Source organism: Bosea sp. Tri-49, from assembly GCF_003952665.1.
Lineage (GTDB): Bacteria > Pseudomonadota > Alphaproteobacteria > Rhizobiales > Beijerinckiaceae > Allobosea.
In genome coordinates this window covers 481,485-505,007 of record NZ_CP017946.1, presented here as the reverse complement: position 1 = coordinate 505,007, position 23,523 = coordinate 481,485, and the positions used below count along the sequence as shown (strand labels likewise).

Genomic DNA, 23,523 nt, shown 5'->3' with positions numbered 1-23,523 from the left:
CTCGCTGGCCGGGCAGGCGACAATATCCTGGCGCCCTGCCCTGACCTATCAACGACGGGCGACTGAAGGAAAACGGACCCGCTGCAATGAGTGCAAGCACGGCATCGACCGCGATCGACCGGTCCGACCGGCCCGGCCATGTCGGGATCATCCTGCTGATTGCGGGCCTCCTGGTTGGGGCCGCGATCGCGCTCGGCTTCATCGCCAATGAATGGGCTCAGCCGCTGATCCTCGGCCTGCTCGCCTTGCTCTCGGTCGTCGGCGTGTTCTGCCTGTTCGCCTTCGCGATCGGGCTGATCCAGTTCGCCGGCCGCTCGGCCCGCAACGATCTGACCAAGGCGATCGTCGACAGTGCCGATGACGGCGTCGTCGTCACCGAGGGCGACAATCGCATCGTCTACGCCAACGAGGCTTATCTCGCCTTCGCCGGCGCTCGCAATGCCAGCGAGATCGCGCCGGTCGAGCGCCTGTTCAAGGGCCGCGCCGAGGTTTCCGAGGCGATCTACCGCCTCGCCACCGCTGCCCGCGCCGGCCGCCGGCTCTCCGAGGAGATCCGGCTAGAGCCAGCGCTGAACGAGCGCGGCGCCGTCGGCTGGTACCGGGTGCGCGTCTCGCCGATCACCCGTGCCGGCCGCCCGGCTTGTCTCTGGAGCGTCGCCGACGTCACCCCCGAGCGCGAGCGCCAGGAGAACGCGTTCCAGGAACTGCAGCACGCGATCGACTATCTCGATCATGCCCCGGCCGGCTTCCTCTCGATCGATGCCGACAGCGAGGTGCCCTATCTCAACGCCACATTGGCCGGCTGGCTCGACTACGATCTCGCCCGCTTCGGCTCCGGCGGCTTGCAGCTCGACGACATCGCCTCGCCCAACGCCGCGGCGTTGATCCAGGCCATTCGCGGCCAGCCCGGCGATGTCCGCATCGAAGTGCTCGACGTCGACCTGCGCCGTCGCAACGGCCAGTCCCTGCCGGTGCGTCTGCACCATCAGGTCGCCTTCGGCCAGGACGGGCGCGCCGGCGCCTCGCGCACGCTGGTTCTGAACCGCGCCGCCGGCGAAGCCGGGGCCGACCGCCATACCGACGCCGAAGCGCGCTTCGCCCGCTTCTTCCACGCGACGCCGATGGCGATCGCGACCGTCGACCGCACTGGCGCGATCCTGCGCTCGAACGCCTCCTTCGCCCGCCTGACGCAGGGCGGCGCCCAGCCGGCGACGATCCAGGAGCTGGTCAACGGCAATGGCGCCCTCGCCCAGGCCTTCGACGCTGCGCTCGCCGGCAAGGGCGAGATCGCCCCGCTCGACGTCGCGCTCACCGGCGAGGAGGGCCGCTCGGCCAGGCTCTATCTCTCGCCCGTTCCGGCGAGCGAGGATACCGACGGCGAGCGCGCCATCGTCTATGCGCTGGAGACCACTGCCGAGCGCAAGCTCAAGGACAATATGGACCAGGCCGGCAAGATGCAGGCGGTTGGCCAGCTCGCCGGCGGCATCGCGCACGATTTCAACAACGTGCTGCAGGTCATCATCAACGCCTCGGAATTCCTGCTCGCCAGCCACAAGCCGACCGATCCGTCCTTCCCGGACATCATGCAGATCAAGCAGAATGCCTACCGGGCAGCCTCGCTGGTCCGGCAGCTGCTCGCCTTCTCGCGCCGGCAGACCTTGCGCCCGCAGGTGCTGGCGCTCGGCGACGTGCTTTCCGACCTCTCGCTGATGCTGAAGCGCGTCGTCGCCGACAAGATCTCGCTCGACGTCCGCCAAGGCCGCGACCTCTGGCCGGTCAAGGCCGATCTCGGCCAGCTCGAGCAGGTCGTGGTCAACCTCGCCGTCAACGCACGCGACGCCATGCAGAGCGGCGGCAAGCTCCAGGTGCGCACCCGCAACGTGCCGGCGGCCGAAGTCGGCGAGCTCGGCTACGAAGCCCTGCCCGCCACCGACTATGTCCTGCTCGAGGTCGAGGACAGCGGCACCGGTATCGCCCAGGAGCATCTGGAAAAGATCTTCGAGCCCTTCTTCACCACCAAGGAGGTCGGCAAGGGCACGGGCCTCGGCCTCTCAATGGTCTACGGCATCGTCAAGCAGACCGGCGGCTTCGTCTTCTGCGACTCCGTCGTCGGGCGCGGCACCAATTTCCGCATCTTCCTGCCGCGCTATATCCCGACCGAGGAGGACATCGCCGCCGAGGCAGCCGCCAGGGAGGCGCCGAAGAAGGTCGCCGCCGACCATACCGGCGCCGGCATGATCTTGCTGGTCGAGGACGAGGACGCCGTGCGGGCTCTCAACGCCCGCATGCTGGTCTCGCGCGGCTACACCGTCCACGAGGCCGCGTCAGGCGTCGAGGCACTCGAGCTGTTCATACAGCACGAAGGCAAGATCGACCTCGTCATCTCCGACGTCGTCATGCCCGAGATGGACGGCCCGACACTGCTCGGCGAATTGCGCAAGCGCAGCCCCACCACCAAGGTCGTCTTCGTCTCGGGCTATGCCGAGGAAGCCTTCCGCAAGAATCTGCCGGAGGGCGAGGAGTTTCACTTCCTGCCCAAGCCCTTCACGATGAAGCAGCTCGTCGAGACGGTGAAGGCGGCGATGAGCTGAACTGCATCGCCGGTTGGTCCGACCGTAGCCAACCCGGCGAGTGTTCTACCTGCCCCTGCTCTAGGCCTTTTGCGCCCGGATCAGCATGTGCGGGCGAAAGCGCGGGAACAGATATTCGAAGGTCCGGAACGGTAGCTTCTTCAGGCTTTCCGACGGGCTCTGCCAGAGCATTTCGATCTCGACGAGCTTCAGGCCCGCATCCGCCAGACAGGTCTCCAGCTCGGGCCGGGTATATTCGCGCCGGTGGACATACTCGTGCTCGAAATCGACATCGGCGAACAGGTCAGGCGGCAAGGCGACGATCGAGCGGTTGAAGATCAGCTTCAAGATATTCCGCAGCCGCGCGAAATTATCGGTGGTTATGAATATCTGCCCGGTATCCGAGAGCGCCGTGCGCAGCTTTCGCAGGATCGTCGTCGGGTCCGTACGCAAATGCTCGATATTATCGAACCAGAACACGGCATCGACGGCATCGAGCGGAGAAACCCATTCCGGCGCGGAGATGTCGCCGGCGAACATGCCGGCAAAATTACCGTAGAGTTCGCCCTCGATTTTCAGGGTTTCAGCGAAATCGACGACGAAGACCGAAGCATCGAGATGTTTCTGAACGATTTCCTCGACGAAAGCTCCGCCAGCTCCCAATGACAGGACGCGAGGGCTCCGTCCCAGGCTGTTCAGAGCCATGCTCGCTGCGCGATACTGTCGATAGAAACTACTCTCGAAATAGGACTTCATATGGAATTTGCGCTTTTCGAGATCGATCGACGATCTGAATTCGTTCGGAGACAGCGCACTCATGCAGAGCGACCTTCTAAGCAATGACCGCCAAGCCAATAGCGCGGACACCTTAAATAATTGCATCCGGCTTCGTAGAATTGGTGTCCATCCGATCAATGGTTTTGCCTCCTTATCGGGCACCTGACCCAACACCCGCCTCGGCCCTTTCCTGCTTCGAAATGACGGTACGCGGCCTCCCGCCTTCAACCAGTATTACGAAGAGTTCATGCTGCGGACAGGCGCTCCCGGGCGGCTGGCTGTAAGGTGGCTCGTCGTCGACAGCGCTGCGCCGGGACCCTCGATGAAACGTTACGCGATCATAGCCCTCCTGGTGGCTGTCACCGCCTTCGCCGCCTATCGCGTGATCAGACCGCAGGACGGCCCGGAACAAGCCCATGCAGAACGCCGCGAGGGGCCACCATCGACGCCGGTCACGACCGTGCTCGCCGGCCGTGCCGACGTGCCCGTGACGCGCCGCTCGATCGGTTTCGCCGAGCCGGTCGCGATCGTCGCGGTCAAATCCCGCCTCGACGGCGTCATCGCCGACCAGCACGTCAAGGAGGGCCAGGAGGTCAAGCAGGGCGACCTGCTCTTCACCCTCGACGATCGCGAGCTCAAGGCGCAGGTCGCCCGCGACGAGGCCAATGTCGAGCGCGACAAGGCGACCGTGGCGCAAAAGCGCGCCGATCTTGCCCGCCAGAAAAGCCTGGTCGACAAGGGCGCCGGCACGCAGCAGGCGCTCGACCAGGCGACCGCCGACGAGGCCGTCGCCACGGCGGTCGTCAAGGCGGACGAGGCGACGCTGGCGCTCGACCGCGTCCGGCTCGGCTACACCACGATCACTGCCCCGATCTCGGGCCGGCTCGGCGCCATCACGGCGACGCCGGGCAATGCGGTGCGGGTCAACGATGCCAACAGCAATCTCGTGACGGTGACGCAGCTCGCCCCGATCCGCGTCACCTTCACCCTGCCCGAGCGCGACCTGACCCTGGTGCAGGCCGCGGCGAAGGCACAGACGCCGGCGAAAGTCACCGCCTTCGCCTCCGGCACGCGCGAGGAGCTCGCCACCGGCGATCTCTCCTTCATCGATTCCGCCGTCGACATCCCCTCGGGCACCGTGAGCGTGAAGGCGCTGTTCACGAACGAGCCGCACCGGCTCTGGCCGGGGCAATATGTCGATGTCGTCGTCCAGCTCGGCATGATGTCCGGCGCCGTCACCGTGCCCTCGGTCGCCCTGCAGGAGGGGCAGAAGGGCCCCTTCGTCTACGTCGCCAAATCCGACGACACGGTCGAGGCGAGGCCGGTGAAGGTCGCCTCCAACGAGAACGGCGTCGCGGCGCTCGCATCGGGGCTGTCGCAGGACGAGAAGGTCGTCACCGAGGGCCAGTCGCGGCTGGCGCCCGGCGCCCGGATCAGGCTGGCCGCCCCGCAAACCAGCAAGCCGTGAGGGCGCGCCATGTCGGTCTCCGCCTTCTGCATCCGCCATCCGGTCGCGACGATCCTGATGTCGTGCGCGCTCATCCTCGGCGGCCTGTTCGCCTGGCGCTCGCTGCCGGTCGCGGCGCTGCCGCGGGCTGAATTCCCGGTCGTCAACGTCTCCGCGCAATTGCCCGGCGCCTCGCCCGAGATCATGGCGACCTCGGTGGCGACGCCGCTGATCAAGCAGTTCGCTACCATCGCCGGCATCGACTCGATCGCCACCACCAACGCGCTCGGCACGACCTCTATCGCGATCCAGTTCGCGCTCGACCGTGACATCGACGCCGCTGCCGCCGACGTCCAGGCCGCGATCGCCCGCACCCAGCGCCAGCTCCCGGTCGACATGACGACGCCGCCGAGCTACCGGAAGTTCAACCCCGCCGACGCCCCGATCCTGCTGCTGGCACTGAAGAGCGAGGTCACTCCGCTCTCCAAGATCGACGCCTTCGTCCAGCAGGTGCTGTCGCCGACGCTCTCCACGGTCGAGGGCGTGGCCCAGGTCCAGATCTTCGGCAGCCAGAAATACGCGGTGCGCATCCAGGTCGACCCAACGGCGCTCGCCGCCCGCGGCATCGGCATCAACGATTTGCAGGCAGCGATCACCGCCGCCAACGTCAACACTCCGGTCGGGACCATGCAGTCCGGCCCACAGCAATTGACGATCGAAGCCGAGACCCAGCTCGCCGACGCCGCACACTTTGCCGACATCATCATCGCCACCCGCGACAGCCGCCCGGTGCGGCTCGGCGACGTCGCCAAGGTGATCGACTCGGTCGAGAACCTCCAGCTCGCCAGCTGGTATGACGGCACGCGCGCGCTCGTCGTCGCGGTTTTCCGCCAGCCCGATGCCAATACGGTCGAGGTCGTCGACCGCGTCAGGACGGCGATCAGCCAGATGCAATCGCTGCTGCCGCCAGCGACCACGCTCGGCCTGCTCAACGACCGTTCCGCCTCGATCCGCCAGGCGGTCGAAGACGTGCAGTTCACGCTCGGATTGACGATCGTGCTCGTTGTCGCGGTGATCTTCCTCTTCCTACGTCGCTTCACCGCAACGCTGATCCCGGCCGTCGCCGTGCCGATCTCGCTGATCGCGACGCTGGGCGCGATGTACCTGTTCGACTTCTCGATCGACAACATCTCGCTGCTCGGCCTGACGCTGGCAGTCGGCCTCGTCGTCGACGACGCCATCGTCATGCTCGAGAACATCGTCCGCCATATGGAGGAGGACGGGCTCTCGGCCTTCGACGCGGCGCTGAAGGGGTCGAGCGAGATCGGCTTCACCATCATCTCGATCTCGCTCTCGCTGGTCGCCGTCTTCATCCCGGTGCTGCTGATGGGCGGCGTGATCGGGCGCGTCTTCAACGAGTTCGCGGTCGTCGTCACCGTCGCCATCCTCGCTTCGGCCTTCGTCTCGCTGACGCTGACGCCAATGATGTGCGCCCGCCTCGGCGCCAGTGCGGCCGCCCACGGGGAAGGCAAAGACCGGCTCGCCTTCCTAGAACGCGGCTTCGACGCCGTGCTCGGCGCCTATCGCGCCGGCCTCGACCTCAACCTGAAATATCGCCGTACGGTTCTGATGATCTTCGTCGCCAGCGTTGCCGCCAGCGCCTGGCTGGTGATGACCATTCCCAAGGGCTTCTTCCCGCAGGAGGATATCGGCCAGATCCAGGTCGCGACCGAGGCGCGCCAGGACATCTCCTTCGACGCCATGTCGGCCTTGCAGCAGAAGGTCGAGGAGGTTTTCCGGCGCTCGCCCTATGTCGCCCATGTCGCCTCGACCATCGGCTCCGGCGGCCAGTCGAGCAGCCTCAATGCCGGGCGGCTCTTCGTCGAACTGAAGCCGAAGGCGCAGCGCCCGCCCCTGCAGCAGATGCTCGCCGATCTGCGTCGCCAGCTCGCCGCCATCCCCGGCATCGCGACCTACATGTCGCCGGTGCAGAACCTGAACATCGGCGCGCGTGCCTCGAAGAGCCAGTATCAGTTCGTGATGCAGGCGATCGACCAGGCGGCGCTGTCAGACTGGTCCGGCAAGATGCTGGAGGCGCTGCAGCACGACCCACTCTTCGTCGATGTCACCACCGACCTGCAGAACAAGGCCCTGCTCGCCAACCTCATCGTCGACCGATCCAAGGCGCAGTCGCTGGGCATCAGCGCCGACGTGCTGCGCTCCAGCCTCTATTCCGGCTTCGGCGTGCGCCAGATCTCGACGATCTATACCACCAGCGACAGCTACCAGGTCATCATCGAGTTCAATCCCGACATCGAATGGTCGAACGACCGGCTCGATCAGGTTCGCTTCCGCTCTTCCTCGGGCGCGCTCATCCCGCTCGGCACCTTCGCCAGGATCGAGCGCAAAGCCGGCCCGCTGACCGTCAACCAGCTCGGCCAGCTCCCAGCCGTCACCCTCTCCTTCAACCTGCCCGCCGGCCGCGCGCTCGGCGAGGCCGTGCAGCGCATCGACGCGATCAAGGCCGGGCTCAATATGCCGCCGCAGATCGGCACCAGCTTCGCCGGCGTCGCCAAGACCTTCGAGCAGTCGCTCGGCAACCAGGGCCTGCTGATTGCTGGCGCGGTGCTGACGATCTACATCGTGCTCGGCATCCTCTATGAGAGCTTCATCCACCCGCTCACCATCCTGACCGGGCTACCGGCAGCGGCCCTCGGCGCGCTCCTGACGCTGAAGCTCTTCGGTCTCGACCTCTCGGTCATCGCCGTGATCGGGCTGCTGATGCTGATCGGCATCGTCAAGAAGAACGCAATCATGATGATCGACGTCGCGCTCGAATTGCAGCGCGCCGGCGAGCCACCGGAGACTGCGATCCGCGAGGCGTGCCTGCGTCGCTTCCGGCCGATCATCATGACGACGCTGGCGGCGATCCTCGGCGCCCTGCCGATCGCGATCGGCGCCGGCGCCAGCGCCGAACTGCGCCAGCCACTCGGCCTCGCCGTCGTCGGTGGATTGATCGTCTCGCAGGTGCTGACCTTGTTCATCACCCCGGTGATCTTCCTTGCAATGGAAGGGCTCTCGCGCCGGCTCGGCGGTAGCGGAGCGGCCACGCCCGCCCCGGCGGAAACACCCCGCACGACAGGGTGATCAGACCGGCCCGGCATGGGCAGTTTGCCACCGGCGCTTTGCGAGATTCGCTGTCGCCTCCGGTGCATCTTCGTCCGAGCTTGATCGGGTGGGCTTTCGACGGCCCGCGCCAGAGGGGGAAGACGAGCATGACGCAGATGCCGCAGGGCCGAGACGCGCCGCAGGACGAGCCCTCACTCCTCTTCGAGGGCGTCACGCTCTCGCCGCAGAAGGAGATCGTCAGGGTCTTCTACAAGGAGATGTGGGACCATGCCGACAAGTCGCTGATCCCGCGGATCTTCCATGAGGACTTCACCTTTCGCGGCTCGCTCGGCCCGGTCCTGCACGGCCATCGCGAGTTTGCGGGCTATGTCGACTGGGTCACCGGCTCGCTCGGCGAGTACACCTCCGACATTCTCGCGCTGGTCGAGGAAGGCAACCGCGTCTTCGGCCGCCTGCGCTTCCACGGCTTTCACCGCCGCGAGATGTTCGGGGTGCCACCAACAGGCCGCCATGTCTGGTGGCATGGCGCGCCGGCCTTCACCTTCGAGGGCGGCCTTGTGCGCGACCTCTTCGTGCTCGGCGACATCCATGGCCTGATCGGACGCCTGAAGCAGGGCTGAGCGACCCCGTCCTATCCGGCGAAGGTCACGCCCGCCTCCCGCGTCTCCAATCGGATCAATCGGCAATCCTTCACGGCCGCCTGCCGATGCACCATCGCCTCGCGATAGATCGGATCGCGGAACATCGCGGCGAAAGCCTCGACACTCGGATATTCGGCGATGAAGCAGATGTCCCAGCGCTCGCCTCTCGGGCCGATCAGCATCTGCTCGAAGCTGCCGCGCCAGAGAATGCGTCCGCCGAGCCGCGACAACACCGGCGCGCTGATCCGGCCATAGACGGCAAAGGCCTCGCGGCCGCCGCCATGCGGCCCGTCCGGATACTGCGCCTCCACATTGAGCCGGATCAGGTTCAGCATCTGCACCGGGCCCGGCCGATCGTCGGCACGGAAGGCGGCGAAGGTCTCGCGGCTGAAGCTCGTATGATCGCTCATCCCCGCCTCCCTCAGCTGCCCTTCGCGACCAGCGACCAGTCGCCGGAATAGATCGGCTGGCGCCGCTTCATCCAGGCGTCGAGCCCTTCGCGCAGGTCGGCTGTCGGCGCGATGCGGGCGAACTGCTCGCTCTCGATCAAAAGCCCTTCGGCGATGCTGGTGTTGATGCCGCGCGTCACCGCGGTGAGGATGCTCGCCGCCGCCAACGAAGAATGCCGCAGGATGCGCGCCGCCAGCGCATGCGCTGCCGGCAACAGTTCCTCATGCGGCACCACCGCGTTGATCAGCCCCAGCTCGAGCGCCCGCTGCGGCGTGAACGGATCGCCTGTCAGAAGCAGTTCCAGCGCGCGCTTGCGGCCCGCCAGCCGTGGCAAACGCTGCGTCCCGCCGAAGGTCGGCGGCATGCCGAGATTGATCTCGGGCTTGGCGAACATCGCCCGCTCGCTGGCGATGGCGAGCGGCACCGCCTCGGTGACCTCGCAGCCGCCGCCAAAGGCGAGCCCGTTCACCGCCGCGATCACCGGCTTGCTGAAGGCTTCCAGCCGCGCCGTCAGCGCCTGGCCGCGGCGGACGAAATCGCGCACCGCCTGCTCCGGCCCGGCCGCGACGCTCTGTGAGAACTCGTGAATGTCGCCGCCGGCCGAGAAGGCGCGCTCGCCGGCGCCGGTCAGGATCACCGCGCGGATGGACGGGTCGACCTCGATCGCATCGAGGATGTCGAGCAGGCGGTCGATCAGACCGTAGCTCAGCGCATTGAGCTTGCCGGGGCGGTTCAGCGTCAACGTCGCGATCGCCTCGCGCTGTTGAATCAGGACGGGATCATTCTCGGGCATGGCCTTGGCCTTCTTCCGGTTTCGACCGGTCGAAGCTGCGCTCCAAGCTTGACGATGTATACTACCTGTACGGTATACATGAAGGCATGACCGAACCCGACAAGCCGACGCGCACCCGCATCATCGAGGCCGCCAGCAAGCTCTTCTATGGCGAGGGTATCCGCGCCGTCAGCGTCGACGCTGTTGCCGAGAAGGCAGGCGTCACCAAGCGCACGCTCTATTATCATTTCGAGAGCAAGGACGAGCTCGTCGCCGCTTATCTCGAGGCGCGCGACCAGCCCAATCTCAAGCTGATGGCCGGCTGGTTCGACAAGGCTGAGGGCGGGTTGCCGCAGAAGATCGAGGCGATATTCCAGAACCTCGCCCGCTCGGCCCGGCATCCGCGCTGGAAGGGCTGCGGTTTCCTGCGCACCGCCGCCGAGCTCGCCAACCTGCCCGGCCATCCCGCTATCAAGATCGGCGCGCGCCACAAGGCCGGCTTCGAGCGCTGGCTCGCCGGCGAGTGCGCCAGCCATGGCGTCGCCGCGCCCAAGGAGCTCGCCCGCCATGTCGTTCTGCTGATGGACGGTGCCTTCTCGGTCATGCTCGTCCACCGCGACCCGGCCTATGTCGAGGCCGCCGGCCGCGCCGCCGCTGCTCTGGCCGCAGGCTCGTTTCGAGGCTAGCGCGTTGATCAGCACCGGGCTGCGATTTATCGTGCGCCCATGACGCGACGGCCCGTCCTCGCCTACACGTTGCTGCTGATCGTGCAGACCCTCTGCGCGCTGGTGATCCTCTTCCATATCCACACCGCCTTCCGCATCCTGGTCGAGCGGATCGGCCAGCAGCAGACGCTGCCGAGCGAGATTTTGGCGCAGGTCTGTGTGGCCGCGCTACTCGGCCAATGCTGTTACTGGACGCGGCTATACCTCCTGCCAGTGCCACAAGGCTTCCGCAGCCTGCCCCTTGGACATGTCCTGGCTTTCGCCGCCCGTCTCGGCGCGATCGTCGGCGGTGCACTGGCCTCGATCTACTTCCTGCGTCACCTGCCGGAGCTGACGAAATTCGGCGACAGCTTCACCCTGGTATGGCGCTCCGGCCTGCTCCTCGCGATCGTGTTCGCACTGTATTGCTACACAATTGAGCTGGAGCGGCTCGCCGCCGCCTGGCAGGCCGAGCCGGAAGTTGAGGCTCTTCCGTCAGGCACGCCGGCGCGCGAACCAGAGCCTCAAGCCACGCAAACGCTCCCGCACCAATCGCACTAGCACGACTGCCCGCTGCCAGGCCGTGCTCGCCTTGATCCGCCCGATCACCACCTGCCTGATCGCGTCGATCCAGCCCATGATCCGCGCGAACCAGGGAATGGTGAGGAGCTGCGCACGCCCGGCATGATAGACGCGCTCGACCAGCAGGAAGCCGGCGAGATGGCCGATCGCGGTCGTGACGATGCCGGCCGTGAACGCTCCGCGCGCCAGGAACAGCAGGCCGAGCAGCTTCAGCGGCTCGACGATGGCGAAGGGAATCGCGAGAGCGATGAGCGCGCCATAGGGCGGCAGCCGCCCGATCGCCGTTTCGAGCCGCGCCACCAGCCGCAACGAGGCGAACCGGGCGATCAGCGGCCGGTAGAGCGGCCGCAGCAGCTCGTCGAGCAGGATGACGAGCCCGACGACGAGATCGAGCGGAATGAGAAGCAAGCGGATCAGGGATTTGTGCATCGCGCTTCACATTCTTCAGACCGATCGGATTCGCTCCTCCGATCCACATCCTATGCGTTCAAGTGAGAATCCTGGCGTGCCGCCGTTGATTTCGCAAACCGACTTACCGCCCTTGCCACATATCTCCTGAAAAAATTTCAAACGTTTTAAACCACTTGGACCGCCCGCCTGCATCATCGATTGACAGTCACCTAACGTCATCGCGCCTGATGGACGGAATGGCGAGGGCTGCCCGCCATCAGGATCGCAATCCCTGTGATTTTTCGACGGAAAACCAGGCGGTTGCATGGCTATCGGAGCACCCGGTGATTCCTAAATTGGTGGGTTCGACCACGCTGCGCTACTTCTCCGAGGTGGCCGACCGTGGTTCCTTTCGCGCTGCGGCGGAATCCCTGCGCATCGCAGCGTCGGCGATCAACCGACAGGTCAGCAATCTCGAGACCGATCTCGGCGTGAAGCTGTTCGAAAGGGCGCGCGGTCGAGCCGGGCTGCAGCTGACGGAAGCGGGGCGCATCCTGCAGTTCCGCCTGCGCTCGGCGATCAATGAACTGCGCATCGCAAACGATGAAATCATCGCGCTGCAGGGTCTGGGTCGCGGGTATGTGACGATCGGCTTCAACGATGTCATCGTGAATGCAATACTGCCCGAAGTGATCAAAAGGTTTCATCAAGCCCATCCGAATATAACCTTCGGCGTCAAGGTCGACAGCACGCGTGGACTTGTTTCGCGCCTGAAGGATGGCGACATCGATTTTGCAGTTGCCTATAATTTCTCTCCGGAAGCAGAGCTTTCATACATGGAGAGCATCTCTCTCAAGATGTATATGATCGCCTCACCCGATCATCCGCTTGCGGCGCGAGCGTCCGTCGCGCTGTCGGATCTCAGCGGACACAATCTCATCCTGCCGGACGGATCGGGATTTATACGGCAAGTATTCAATATCGCGTTCGGTGGGTCCAATGCGCTGATCAATCAGATCGTCCAGACGAACTCCTTCGAGCTGATCCATTCGCTTGTGGAAAGCGGAGTCGGGATCAGCATCGTGACCGGGCGAGAGCAGAGAGGAGCTCAGGCGCGACTGACCCATGTCGAGATCGACGATGCTCTTCTTTCACAGAATGTGCTCGCCTGCTGCAAATTGACCGACCGCAACCTTTCACCCGCCGCGACGGCGTTCGCCGGCGCCGTCTGTGACGCTTTGAGAGCATTCGGGCATCGTGAAGCTCACTCCGGCAAAGCCGGAGAGGGAAAGATCGGGCCCGATCCGTGAGGCGATTCCGCTGCACGTCAAGGGAAGCTGAACCGCAGGCCAGAATGCGCTGCACGCGCAAACACTTGTCCGGCCGCCCAACGACCCGTTGAATCATGAGCCGTAGACATACTCCCCCATCAAGTTGCGCATGACGCGGCACCTAGAGGTCATTGAGTGCTGAATTTTTCAGCAAAATTCCAATGCCTGCCGGATTTTTCAGCAAATTCATACCGCCACCTCAATGCTCTAATTTCGTGTCTTCAAAGAGGCAAAATTGGTGCTTTACGTAGGCACGCAACCATAGATACTCATCGGGTGGCTCTAATAAGCTTCTGACTCGGCGGACGACTTAACTTATGAGCAAAACAACTACGGAATTTGAATTAATTTACTCAAAAGCCGAAGCGGCATGGGCAGCTATACAGAGTCAATATGTTGACCGGCTAACAACGGCGGAGATCGATTTTCTGTTCGCCCGCCTTGTCCTTGGCCTGACCACTCCATTCTACGCCGAGCGGGAGCCGGCTCTCCATTTCACTGTCTGCAGTGCGCTCGTCGGGCGGAAGCTACCGCCCGAGCGCGTCCACGCAGCTTTGCATGCCGTTCCCGAACCCAGCCAGCCATGGGTCGAAAGAGCCTTCGGTCTGGCGGAGGAGCACGGAACCAAAATCGCAACGGCGCTGGCGGAACAGCGCGACCGAACCAATCACGCAGAAACCACCGATCACACAGACGCCAAAGCCGATGCGGCACATCGAGAGCTTTCGAGCGGGGCCAAGGAGCAAGTGAGCTGATGACTGACTGCACTGACGGGCGCGCGCAGGGTAGGTTCCGTGGCGGCTTCGCCGGCAATTGGGTTTCGGGCGGCGACAGCCGCTCGCTACGCCGGCGCCTGATGGCGGTGCTGCGCATGGCCCACCGCGTGCTCGGCGTCAGTCGCAAGGCCATGGGGCTCGGGACGCTGGGCGTCGGCGGCGGCTTGCGTTCGGCCGGCGCGATCGGCGGCCTGGCCGTGCTCGCTGCGCTCGGGCTCTTCTCGCCGGCCCAGGCGCAATATCAGGCCGGCGGCGGCACGGCGGTCGGCGGCAACTCCGTCGCCATCGGCAACGGTACCCAAGCGAATGGCGCGACCAGCGTGGCGTTGGGCACCTCTAACAGTGCAACGGGCGATGCTTCGATCGCCATCGGCAATTCGATGAGTGCCAATGGCCTCAACGCCATAGGCATAGGTGTCTTCGCGGGTGCAAACGGCGTCAACGCACTCGCCATAGGCGGGAACGCCCAAGCCACCGGCGACGCAGCAAGTTCCATTGGCGTCAACTCGGTTGCCGCCGCAGGCGCGGCCGCCTTTGGCCTGAACGCGCGTGCCGACGGAGTGAACTCGACGGCGATCGGCTTTGTTACCCGGGCGACCGGGCTGCGCGCCACCGCGCTCGGGTTTGGCGCAACAGCGTCTGGGCTGGATTCGATTGCCCAAGGTAACAGCGCCACGGCGACCAACCAGAATTCCATCGCCATCGGCTTCCAGGCGACCGCGACCGCGATCAACTCTGTCAATCTTGGCAATCGGACCGCTGCGGGAATGGGCGCCCTTCAAGAGAGCGCCGTCGCCATCGGCACGGACGTATTGGCGTCTCAGGTCGACGCCACTGCCATCGGCCGCCAAAGCCGAGCGACGGGCACGAGCGCTACGGCGATGGGGCGGAACGCCAGCGCCTGGGGCAATCAGTCCATTGCATTCGGCCTCGGCGCGGTCGCCGGCGTTCAGGCCAACACAGCCATACCCAACAGCATCGCCATCGGCACCAATGCGGTCTCTTCCGGCGCTTTCGGCGTCGCGATCGGCAGTGCCGCAAATGCAACCGCCGATGCCGGGACCGCAGTTGGCAACGCTGCCATTGCCAGCAGCCAGAACGCCTCCGCATTCGGATCTGGTGCGAATGCGACGGGAGCCAATTCTCTCGCTGCCGGCGTCAGCGCCAATGCCAGCGGAATCGCCAGCACCGCGGTCGGCATCGGCGCCGTAACCAGCGGCACGAATGCCGTCGCTGTCGGCGTTTCGGCGAGTGCGTCAGCATTAAACTCCATCTATCTCGGCTCGCGCACCTTTGGAGCAGGCGCCAGCGCACAGAGCGCCATCGGCATCGGCACGGACGTGTCGGCGTCCGCAGCCAACGCAATCGCGGTCGGTCTCCAGGCCACTGCGGGCTCCGTCGACGCCGTCGCCATCGGCACCAACGCAAACGCAAGCGGAGGCAAGGCTGTCGCCATCGGTGCGGGCAACGTCGCCTATGGCGACGGCGCGGTCGCGATCGGCGATCCGAGCTTCGCCAGCGGCACCGGCGCCTTCACCGGCGGCGCCAACAATATCGCCAATGCCGACGGCACGGCGAGCGCCACGGCGGCCAACCAGGCCAATGGCGCGGTCGCCATCGGCAACAACAACGTCGCGATCGGCCAGGGTTCCGTGGCGCTCGGCAACTTCAGCCGGGCGGGCGCCGCGGGCGCGGTCGCCTTCGGTGACGCTGCCGTCGCCAACAATGCCCGCGACGTTGCCTTGGGCTCGGGCTCGGCGACCACCGTCGCGGTGGGCACCCCGAGCGCCGTCATCAACGGCACGGCCTACGGCTTTGCCGGCACGGGGCCGACCTCGACGGTGAGCGTCGGCACGGCCGGGGCCGAGCGCACCATCACCAATGTCGCGGCGGGCCGGATCAACGGCGGTTCGACCGACGCGATCAACGGCTCGCAGCTCTTCGCGACCAACCAGGCGGTCGACGCCATCGGCGTCACCGTCAACAACATCACCACCGGCGCCGGCATCAAGTATTTCCACGCCAACTCTGTCCTGCCGGATTCGCAGGCCCTGGGGACAGATTCGGTCGCCATCGGCCCGAATGCAGTGGCCAACAATACCGGCGACGTCGCGATCGGCCTCAATTCGGTGTCGGGCCCGACGACGGCGGTGGCCGGCACGACGATCGGCGGCACGGCCTACAGCTTCGCGGGCGCGAACCCCGCTGGCGGCGCCTTCTCGGTCGGCTCGGTCGGCGCCGAGCGCCAGATCCAGAACGTCGCGGCCGGGCAGCTCACGGCCGGATCGACCGACGCGGTGAACGGCTCGCAGCTCTTTGCGACCAACCAGCAGGTCACGGTGAACACGACCAACCTCACCACGCTCGGCACGACGATCAACAACATCGCCGGCAATGTCTCGACCGTCTATACCGACGCCAATGGCGACGGCATCCGCTATGTGCGCACCAACGACCGGACGCTTGCAATCACCGATTCCTTCGCTCAGGGGATCGCCGCGACGGCCGTCGGCTACCAGGCGATCGCCGTCGCCGACAATTCGCTGGCGCTCGGCCGCGACAGCCAGGCCATCGTCCTTGGCGGCGTCGCGCTCGGCTCCGGCTCGATAGCCGATCGTGCACTGGCGCCGGCGTCCGGCACGATTACGGTGGGAACCAATCTCATCCCCTACAATACCACCGACAAGACGTTGCTTGGCGCCGTTTCGGTGGGCAATTCCACATCCTTCCGCCAGATCACCAACGTGGCTGACGGAACGCTGGACCAGGACGCCGTCACACTTCGGCAGTTGAAGGGTGCCATGAGCTCCTTCTCGGTGACTCCGATCCGGTACTTCCACGCCAACTCGACCGCTTCGGATTCGTTGGCGGTCGGTGTCGACTCGGTGGCGGTCGGCCCGCGCACAACGGTCAATGGCGACAACGGCATCGGCATGGGCAACGGCGCCATCGTGCAGATGACCGCGCCCGGCGGCATCGCCATCGGCCAGAACGCGACGGTCAATCTGGCGGACGGAGTCGCGCTCGGCACCAACTCGACCGCGAACGGCATCCAAGCGCTCGCCCTCGGCCCCGGCGCCACAGCTAGCCACGCCGGCAGCGTCGCGCTCGGCGCCGGCTCCGCAACGGACGCGGCCGTCGGGACCGCCAGCACCACGATCCGCGGCACGGTCTATAACTTCGCGGGCGCCGCCCCGGTCGGTACCGTGAGCATCGGCAATGTGGGCGCGGAGAGGACGCTGACGAACGTCGCCGCCGGACGAATCTCGGCAACCAGCACCGATGCGATCAACGGCTCGCAGCTCTATGCGACCAACGTGGCGCTGGAAAGCCTGGCAGGCGGGATCGGTGCGATCAGCAACAGCGCCGTCTTCTATGACCTCAATGTGGATGGCAGCAAGAAGAACAGCCTGACCCTGCAAGGCGGCGACCCCAATGCGCCGGTCGTCATCTCCAACGTCGCCGAAGGCGTGAAAGGCACCGACGCGGTCAACGTCAACCAGCTCAACAGGGGCATTGCCGAGGCCAAGTCCTATACGGACAGCCAAATCGCAAACATCGTCGATGCCGGCAAAGCCTATACCGACCAGAAGTTCGGACAGCTGAACCAGGAAATTCGCGCAGCCCGCCAGGAGGCGAGGCAAGCCGCTGCGGTCGGACTTGCCGCGGCGTCGCTCCGCTTCGACGATCGTCCGGGCAAGCTCAGCGTGGCGGCCGGTGGCGGCGTTTGGCGAAACGAGGGCGCGTTCGCCTTTGGTGCAGGCTACACCAGCGAAAACGGCCGAGTCCGCGCCAACCTGACCGGCGCGACCAGCGGTGGCGAATGGGGCGTCGGCGCCGGTGTCAGCTTCACGCTGAACTGAGGCCAGCATGACTGGCAAGCGAGCCGCATCAGCAGTGTCCATGATCGTGGCTTGCTTGCTCCTGTCCGGCCAGAATTCGGCCGGACAGGCGCCGCCAGGTTCCGATTACAGGATCAAGCCCTCCGACGTGGCATTGCCTCCCAACGCGAAACTGGGTGGCTATCGGCGGATCACTCATCCCTTCGAAAACTGGACGCTGATCTGCGACGAAAACCTGCAGGCGCGGCAGAAGGTCTGCAACGTGACCCAGACCATCGAAGATTCGGCTGGTCGCCTGGCCTTCAGCTGGTCGCTCGCGGCCTCGAAGGACGGCAAGCCCTATATGATCCTGCGCACCGCGCCGGATGCGAAATATCCCGGACCGATATCGCTGCGACTTCAGGGCCAGGCCAATCCGGTCAAGGTCCAGCTCGATGGCTGCAATGCCACGGTCTGCGTCGGAATGCTTCCCGTCGGTCCGGTCCTGCGCGAGCAGATCTCCAAGAGCGCGACCCCGGAGGTCTCCTACGAGACGACCGGTGGCAAGACCGTGACACTCGCGGCCACCCTCAAAGGGCTCTCGAAAGCGGTCGAGGCGATCAGATGAACAGGCGAGACCGATGACCCAGCAATCCATCCATGATCGGATCATGTCGCGGCAGCAGGGCCATTCGATCCGGCCAGGCCATGTCGCCGACGACATCGCGTCCAAACACAGCCGGACTAGGATCGCGATCTATTCAGTCATCGGCATCGTTGCCCTGGGCGGGCTCGCCTACGGCTCGATGAATTATGCCACGATCCGAAACCTCGTCTCGCAATCGGCAATCGCGGAAACGAACAAGGCCGACCGATCTCGCCCCGAAACGCCCTTCCTGCAGCACGCCAGGCAGGCGGGCCTGAAGAGCTGCTCCACTGTATTCCCCGTCCTCGGTGAATTGCTGACGAATGGCGCGAAATATGACGTTCAGTCGTCGTGGAACAGCGAAGCTGCCGATCGTCATGCCGTGCAGGCCCTGGTCGGCATGAGCTACACAGCCCAGAACTATAGCGGCCCTGCCGCCGGCGTCGTTTTCGCCGCCCCGACGCAATCGACTTGCGAAGGCACGATGGTTCGAGTGGCGCCCTTCTCCACCTCATGCGCCGAGATTCCGGCCGTTCTCCCGCAGGGAAGCAAACTCGCCAACAACCTCGGACAGATCGCCGTCTACGCCCTCGCCAATAATGGCGGAAATGCGCTGCTTCTCCCGACGGCGAGTGGCTGCGTCGTCGTTTCCGTAGCCTCGGCCGCCCGACAATAAGGAGCCAAGATGAAACTCCGCTCTGCCATTGCAGCGTTTGCCGTGCTTTTCGCTTGTTCGAGTCAGCTCGGCGCAGCCGATCTGCAGACCAGACCGGTCAAGGGGCCGCCGGCGACAAAGGAAAGCGGCATCTGGGCGGCGATCGCCTATTCGAGCCCGAACCAGAAGCACGGCTTCTTCTGGGGCGCCGACAAGCGGCAAGAGGCGGCGGATCTGGCTCTCGAGCATTGCCGACGGGCTGGGGGCGACGAATGCGTCATCGTGAGCGTCTTCCGCAATCATCGCCATTGGGACGATGATGACCGTACCGGCTTCCCGTACCATCACTGCGGCGCGCTTGCCGTGTCCGAGGAGAAGAGCGACCGCATCACGCCCTGGAGTGCGAAGGCTGCACCGACGCGCCAGCAGGCGGAGGATCAGGCCGTGCAGGCTTGCGAGCGGACAGGCACGCGGTGCGCGGTGCGCGAATGGGTGTGCACCTGACACGATGCTCGAGGGAACGCGTTGGAGCGCAGCCTTCGATCAGCCGCGCCACTATTCGTCGTCCTGAGCGATGATGAACCTAAGGCGATGCCGGAATGCGCCGGCAAGCCTATAGGCTGCAACGCTAATTCTGACGAGACGTAAAGCGAGCGGCATTGGTCGACACCCGTTGAGCGTCGACTGCGCCGACAACATCTTGTCCCAACCGGTAGGCCAATGTCCGCTGGGAGCGCTGACCTGCAGCCGTGACCGTAGGCAGAAGCGGTTCACAACCACAATTTTCGCGACATCCAGACGAGAACAAAAAAAGAACTTGCGGGAGAGAACAAACCATGATCATAGTCCTCTCCATGGCGCGGATTGAGATGTGGTCGCGCCCCTGCCATAAGGAGCGCACGTCGTGAATCAGGCGAATCTCAGGCTCGTGGAAGGCTCTTCGATGGACAAGGCCAAGGCGCTCGATGCGGCGCTCTCGCAGATCGAACGGGCTTTCGGCAAGGGCTCGATCATGCGCCTGGGCAAGAACCAGCAGGCGATCGAGATCGAGACGGTCTCGACCGGCTCGCTCGGCCTCGATATCGCGCTCGGCGTCGGTGGCCTGCCCCGGGGCCGCGTCGTCGAGATCTATGGCCCAGAATCCTCCGGCAAGACGACGCTCGCGCTCCACACCATCGCGGAAGCCCAGAAGAAGGGTGGCGTTTGCGCCTTCGTCGATGCCGAGCACGCGCTCGACCCGGTCTATGCCCGCAAGCTCGGCGTCAATCTCGACGATCTCCTGATCTCTCAGCCCGACACCGGTGAACAGGCGCTCGAAATCACCGACACGCTGGTCCGCTCTGGCGCGATCGATGTGCTGGTCATCGACTCGGTGGCAGCACTGACGCCGCGCGCCGAGATCGAAGGCGAAATGGGCGACAACCAGCCCGGTCTCCAGGCCCGCCTGATGAGCCAGGCGCTGCGCAAGCTCACCGCCTCGATCTCGCGCTCTAACTGCATGGTCATCTTCATCAACCAGATCCGCATGAAGATCGGTGTGATGTATGGCAGCCCCGAGACCACCACCGGCGGCAATGCGCTCAAGTTCTACGCCTCGGTGCGCCTCGACATTCGCCGCGTCTCGACGCTGAAGGAGCGCGACGAGGCCACCGGCAACCAGGTTCGCGTCAAGGTCGTCAAGAACAAGGTCGCGCCGCCCTTCAAGCAGGTCGAGTTCGATATCATGTTCGGCGAGGGCATCTCGAAGGCGGGCGAGCTGGTTGATCTCGGCGTCAAGGCCGGCATCGTCGAGAAGTCCGGCGCCTGGTTCTCCTTTGACAGCCAGCGCCTCGGCCAGGGCCGCGAGAACGCCAAGACCTTCCTCAAGACCAATCCGGACGTCGCCGCCAAGATCGAGACGACCATCCGCCAGAATTCCGGTCTGGTCGCCGAGCGCATCCTGGAGAACGCCGACCCGACCGCCGAGGATCTCGACGAGGGCGAGGCCTGAGCCTTCAAACCCGGACATAGAGTTATCAAGTCGGCGGGCGGCCCTTGGGCCGCCCGTTTCCGTTTTGTGGTCAGCGCTTTGCCGGTACTGCGTCGTTGCGGGCGCTTTCTGGACAGGCGCACATGCGCTGACTAGAACCACTGCGCCGGACCAGCCGGCCCCAGCATGAGCAGAGCCAAGATTGCGATGAGCGGCGTCAACGAGATCAGGTCGACCTTCCTCGATTACTTCAAGGCGAACGGCCATGAGGTGGTGCCGTCGAGCCCGCTCGTGCCGCGCAACGACCCGACCTTGATGTTCGCCAATTCCGGCATGGTGCAGTTCAAGAACGTCTTCACCGGCCAGGAAAAGCGCCCCTATGCCCGCGCCACCACGGCGCAGAAATGCGTGCGCGCCGGCGGCAAGCACAATGACCTCGACAATGTCGGCTACACCGCCCGCCACCACACTTTCTTCGAGATGCTGGGGAATTTCTCCTTCGGCGATTATTTCAAGGAACAGGCGATCACTCATGCCTGGACCCTGGTCACGCGCGAATTCGGCCTGCCCAAGGAGAAGCTGACGGTCACCGTCTATTCCGAGGACGACGAGGCGCATGCGCTCTGGAAGAAGATCGCCGGCCTGCCAGATTCACGCATCATCCGGATCGCGACCTCCGACAATTTCTGGCGCATGGGCGACGTCGGCCCCTGCGGCCCTTGCTCCGAGATCTTCTACGACCATGGCGACCACATCCCCGGCGGGCCTCCGGGTTCGCCCGACGAGGATGGCGACCGCTTCATCGAGATCTGGAACCTCGTCTTCATGCAGTATGAGGAAGCGGCTGGCGGCATCAGGACCAACCTGCCCCGTCCCTCGATCGACACTGGCATGGGCCTCGAGCGGGTCGCGGCCGTCCTCCAGGGCACGCATGACAACTATTCGATCGACCTGTTCGCGACGCTGATCCGCGCCATTGCCGATCTGACAAACGTACCCTCCGACGGGCCGATGAGTGCGAGCCACCGCGTCATCGCCGACCACCTGCGCTGCTCCGCCTTCCTGATCGCCGACGGCGTGCTGCCCTCGAATGAGGGCCGCGGCTATGTGCTGCGCCGGATCATGCGCCGCGGCATGCGCCATGCGCAGCTGCTCGGCGCCAAGGATCCGCTGATGCACCGCCTGGTGCCGGCGCTGGTGCGCGAGATGGGCCAGGCCTATCCCGAGCTGATCCGGGCCGAGGCGCTGATCAGCGAGACGCTGAAGCTGGAGGAGAGCCGGTTCCGCACCACGCTGGCACGCGGCCTTTCGATCCTCGACCAGGAAACACAGGCGCTGGGTTCTGGCGACAAGCTGAAGGGCGATATCGCCTTCACGCTCTACGATACCTATGGCTTCCCGCTCGACCTGACCCAGGATGCGCTGCGCGCCCGCGGCGTCGGCGTCGACATAGAGGGGTTCGATGCGGCGATGGCGCAGCAAAAGGCCAAGGCGCGCGCCGCCTGGGCCGGCACCGGCGAGGCCGCGACCGAGACGCTTTGGTTCCCGCTGCGCGAGCGCGTCGGCGCGACCGAGTTCCTCGGCTACGATACCGAAAGCGCCGAGGGCGTGGTCACCGCTCTGGTCAAGGACAATGCCGAGGTCGCGACGCTGAAGGAAGGCGAGAGCGGCATCGTCATCCTCAACCAGACGCCGTTCTATGGCGAATCCGGCGGCCAGGTCGGCGATACCGGCACGATCACCGGCAACGGCTTCAAGGCCGAGGTGACCGACGTCCAGAAGAAGCTCGGCGACGTCTTCGCCCATCAGGTCAAGGTCGTCTCCGGCGAGATCGGGATCGGCAAGCCGGCCGAGCTGACCGTCGAGCATGGCCGGCGCAGCGCGATCCGCGCCAACCATTCGGCCACCCATTTGCTGCACGAGGCGCTGCGGCGCGTTCTCGGCGACCATGTCGCGCAGAAGGGCTCGCAGGTGGCGCCTGAGCGCCTGCGTTTCGACTTCAGCCACCCCAAGCCGATCAGCCGCGAGGAACTGGCCAGGGTCGAGGAGATGGCGAACCGGCTGGTGCTGCAGAACGAGCCGATCACCACCAAGCTGATGTCGGTCGACGATGCCATCGCCTCCGGCGCGCGCGCGTTGTTCGGCGAGAAATACGGCGACGAGGTCCGCGTAGTGTCGATGGGCACCGACCGCGATGCCGACACGCCCAAAACCTTCTCGGTCGAGCTCTGCGGCGGCACCCATGCCGGCCGGACCGGTGACATCGGTCTCGTCACCGTCCTGTCCGAGGCCGGCGTCGCCGCCGGCGTACGCCGCCTCGAAGCACTCACCGGCGAGACGGCGCGCCGTCATCTGCGTCAGGAGAGTGTCGCGCTCGACGAGATGGCCGGGCTGCTGAAGGCACCGATCGCCGAGCTGCCGGCGCGCGTCGCGACGCTGGTCGAGGAGCGCCGCAAGCTTGAGCGCGAGCTCAGCGAGGCGCGCAAGAAGCTCGCCATGGGTGGCGGCGGCGAGGCGAGCGACCCGATCCGCGAGGTCGCCGGCGCCAGGCTGCTGGCGCGCGCCGTCACCGGCGTCGAGATGAAGGATCTTAAGAGCCTGGTCGATGAGGCCAAGACCCGTGTCGGCTCCGGCGTCGTCGCCATCGTCGGCGTCGCCGAGGACGGCAAGGCCGGCGTCGTCGTCGGCGTCACGCCCGACCTGACCGAGCGTTTCGATGCGGTCGCGCTGGTGCGCGCGGCGTCGGAGCGTCTCGGCGGCAAGGGCGGCGGCGGCCGCCGCGACATGGCCCAGGCCGGCGGCCCCGATGGCGCCCAGGCGCAGGCTGCGCTGGACGCCGTCGCGGACGCGATGGGCTGATACG

The 23,523-nt window shown here is 65.4% G+C and carries 18 protein-coding genes; 14 read left to right on the top strand and 4 right to left on the bottom strand.

The genetic code is table 11. The annotated features are described in order from the left end of the window. Positions 1–86: 86 nt before the first annotated feature. On the top strand, positions 87–2,591 hold the full coding sequence (cckA, locus tag BLM15_RS02490; RefSeq protein ID WP_126110062.1) for a cell cycle histidine kinase CckA: 2,505 nt from the start codon (positions 87–89) through the stop codon (positions 2,589–2,591). Positions 2,592–2,651: 60 nt separating this feature from the next. Here cckA and BLM15_RS02485 read toward each other — a convergent pair whose 3' ends face one another. Beyond that, the gene (locus BLM15_RS02485) at positions 2,652–3,509 is read right to left on the bottom strand and encodes a methyltransferase domain-containing protein (RefSeq protein ID WP_236846673.1); all 858 of its coding nucleotides are present in this window, start codon (positions 3,507–3,509) and stop codon (positions 2,652–2,654) included. Positions 3,510–3,669: 160 nt separating this feature from the next. On the opposite strand from BLM15_RS02485, the gene BLM15_RS02480 reads away from it, so the two are divergent. The 3 genes from BLM15_RS02480 (at position 3,670) to BLM15_RS02470 (ending at position 8,543) form a co-directional block, all read left to right on the top strand. Continuing rightward, complete coding sequence (locus tag BLM15_RS02480; RefSeq protein ID WP_164547369.1) at positions 3,670–4,815, top strand: efflux RND transporter periplasmic adaptor subunit; 1,146 nt, start codon at positions 3,670–3,672, stop codon at positions 4,813–4,815. A 9-nt stretch (positions 4,816–4,824) separates the two neighbouring features. Continuing rightward, positions 4,825–7,941: an efflux RND transporter permease subunit gene (locus BLM15_RS02475; RefSeq protein WP_126110056.1), complete on the top strand. Its 3,117-nt coding sequence runs from the start codon at positions 4,825–4,827 to the stop codon at positions 7,939–7,941. 128 nt (positions 7,942–8,069) lie between these two features. Next, positions 8,070–8,543: an ester cyclase gene (locus BLM15_RS02470; protein WP_236846498.1), complete on the top strand. Its 474-nt coding sequence runs from the start codon at positions 8,070–8,072 to the stop codon at positions 8,541–8,543. A gap of 11 nt (positions 8,544–8,554) precedes the next feature. Here BLM15_RS02470 and BLM15_RS02465 read toward each other — a convergent pair whose 3' ends face one another. Beyond that, on the bottom strand, positions 8,555–8,974 hold the full coding sequence (locus tag BLM15_RS02465) for a DUF1330 domain-containing protein (protein ID WP_126110054.1): 420 nt from the start codon (positions 8,972–8,974) through the stop codon (positions 8,555–8,557). An 11-nt stretch (positions 8,975–8,985) separates the two neighbouring features. Further along, positions 8,986–9,807 (bottom strand): crotonase/enoyl-CoA hydratase family protein, encoded by an 822-nt coding sequence (locus BLM15_RS02460; RefSeq protein ID WP_126110052.1) that lies wholly within the window; start codon positions 9,805–9,807, stop codon positions 8,986–8,988. Positions 9,808–9,893: 86 nt separating this feature from the next. Between BLM15_RS02460 and BLM15_RS02455 the strand changes: the two genes are divergently transcribed. Both BLM15_RS02455 and BLM15_RS02450 read left to right on the top strand, forming a co-directional pair. Beyond that, positions 9,894–10,472 carry a TetR/AcrR family transcriptional regulator gene (locus tag BLM15_RS02455; protein WP_126110050.1) on the top strand — a complete coding sequence of 193 codons (579 nt, stop codon included), beginning with the start codon at positions 9,894–9,896 and terminating at the stop codon, positions 10,470–10,472. A 69-nt stretch (positions 10,473–10,541) separates the two neighbouring features. Further along, on the top strand, positions 10,542–11,051 hold the full coding sequence (locus tag BLM15_RS02450) for a hypothetical protein (protein ID WP_126110048.1): 510 nt from the start codon (positions 10,542–10,544) through the stop codon (positions 11,049–11,051). Here the strand turns inward: BLM15_RS02450 and BLM15_RS02445 are convergent. Further along, positions 10,986–11,501, bottom strand: coding sequence for a hypothetical protein (locus tag BLM15_RS02445; protein WP_126110046.1), 516 nt, complete (start codon positions 11,499–11,501; stop codon positions 10,986–10,988). The two genes, BLM15_RS02450 and BLM15_RS02445, sit on opposite strands and share 66 nt — an antisense overlap. A gap of 218 nt (positions 11,502–11,719) precedes the next feature. On the opposite strand from BLM15_RS02445, the gene BLM15_RS02440 reads away from it, so the two are divergent. The 8 genes from BLM15_RS02440 (at position 11,720) to alaS (ending at position 23,519) form a co-directional block, all read left to right on the top strand. Continuing rightward, positions 11,720–12,772 (top strand): LysR family transcriptional regulator, encoded by a 1,053-nt coding sequence (locus tag BLM15_RS02440; RefSeq protein WP_164547368.1) that lies wholly within the window; start codon positions 11,720–11,722, stop codon positions 12,770–12,772. Positions 12,773–13,110: 338 nt separating this feature from the next. After that, on the top strand, positions 13,111–13,548 hold the full coding sequence (locus BLM15_RS02435) for a hypothetical protein (RefSeq protein ID WP_126110042.1): 438 nt from the start codon (positions 13,111–13,113) through the stop codon (positions 13,546–13,548). After that, entirely contained in the window at positions 13,548–17,432 is a 3,885-nt protein-coding gene (locus tag BLM15_RS02430) for a YadA-like family protein (protein WP_126110040.1), read from the top strand. The genes BLM15_RS02435 and BLM15_RS02430 overlap by 1 nt, the downstream gene beginning before the upstream one ends. A gap of 7 nt (positions 17,433–17,439) precedes the next feature. Continuing rightward, positions 17,440–18,018 carry an invasion associated locus B family protein gene (locus tag BLM15_RS02425; RefSeq protein ID WP_126110038.1) on the top strand — a complete coding sequence of 193 codons (579 nt, stop codon included), beginning with the start codon at positions 17,440–17,442 and terminating at the stop codon, positions 18,016–18,018. Between the two features lie 13 nt (positions 18,019–18,031). Then, on the top strand, positions 18,032–18,712 hold the full coding sequence (locus BLM15_RS02420) for a hypothetical protein (protein ID WP_126110036.1): 681 nt from the start codon (positions 18,032–18,034) through the stop codon (positions 18,710–18,712). Positions 18,713–18,721: 9 nt separating this feature from the next. Beyond that, on the top strand, positions 18,722–19,195 hold the full coding sequence (locus BLM15_RS02415; protein ID WP_126110034.1) for a DUF4189 domain-containing protein: 474 nt from the start codon (positions 18,722–18,724) through the stop codon (positions 19,193–19,195). A 400-nt stretch (positions 19,196–19,595) separates the two neighbouring features. Beyond that, on the top strand, positions 19,596–20,681 hold the full coding sequence (gene recA / locus BLM15_RS02410; RefSeq protein WP_269467523.1) for a recombinase RecA: 1,086 nt from the start codon (positions 19,596–19,598) through the stop codon (positions 20,679–20,681). A gap of 186 nt (positions 20,682–20,867) precedes the next feature. Beyond that, positions 20,868–23,519, top strand: coding sequence for an alanine--tRNA ligase (gene alaS, locus BLM15_RS02405; protein WP_126116021.1), 2,652 nt, complete (start codon positions 20,868–20,870; stop codon positions 23,517–23,519). The last annotated feature ends 4 nt before the right edge of the window (positions 23,520–23,523 follow it).

Coding starts and splice junctions, on each gene's coding strand:
- alaS (WP_126116021.1), top strand. CDS start 20,868: ATGAGCGGCGTCAACGAGATCAGGTCGACCTTCCTCGATTACTTCAAG.
- BLM15_RS02415 (WP_126110034.1), top strand. CDS start 18,722: ATGAAACTCCGCTCTGCCATTGCAGCGTTTGCCGTGCTTTTCGCTTGT.
- BLM15_RS02475 (WP_126110056.1), top strand. CDS start 4,825: ATGTCGGTCTCCGCCTTCTGCATCCGCCATCCGGTCGCGACGATCCTG.
- BLM15_RS02435 (WP_126110042.1), top strand. CDS start 13,111: ATGAGCAAAACAACTACGGAATTTGAATTAATTTACTCAAAAGCCGAA.
- BLM15_RS02460 (WP_126110052.1), bottom strand. CDS start 9,807: ATGCCCGAGAATGATCCCGTCCTGATTCAACAGCGCGAGGCGATCGCG.
- BLM15_RS02425 (WP_126110038.1), top strand. CDS start 17,440: ATGACTGGCAAGCGAGCCGCATCAGCAGTGTCCATGATCGTGGCTTGC.
- cckA (WP_126110062.1), top strand. CDS start 87: ATGAGTGCAAGCACGGCATCGACCGCGATCGACCGGTCCGACCGGCCC.
- BLM15_RS02480 (WP_164547369.1), top strand. CDS start 3,670: ATGAAACGTTACGCGATCATAGCCCTCCTGGTGGCTGTCACCGCCTTC.
- BLM15_RS02445 (WP_126110046.1), bottom strand. CDS start 11,501: ATGCACAAATCCCTGATCCGCTTGCTTCTCATTCCGCTCGATCTCGTC.
- BLM15_RS02440 (WP_164547368.1), top strand. CDS start 11,720: ATGGCGAGGGCTGCCCGCCATCAGGATCGCAATCCCTGTGATTTTTCG.
- BLM15_RS02430 (WP_126110040.1), top strand. CDS start 13,548: ATGACTGACTGCACTGACGGGCGCGCGCAGGGTAGGTTCCGTGGCGGC.
- BLM15_RS02465 (WP_126110054.1), bottom strand. CDS start 8,974: ATGAGCGATCATACGAGCTTCAGCCGCGAGACCTTCGCCGCCTTCCGT.
- BLM15_RS02455 (WP_126110050.1), top strand. CDS start 9,894: ATGACCGAACCCGACAAGCCGACGCGCACCCGCATCATCGAGGCCGCC.
- BLM15_RS02470 (WP_236846498.1), top strand. CDS start 8,070: ATGACGCAGATGCCGCAGGGCCGAGACGCGCCGCAGGACGAGCCCTCA.
- BLM15_RS02420 (WP_126110036.1), top strand. CDS start 18,032: ATGACCCAGCAATCCATCCATGATCGGATCATGTCGCGGCAGCAGGGC.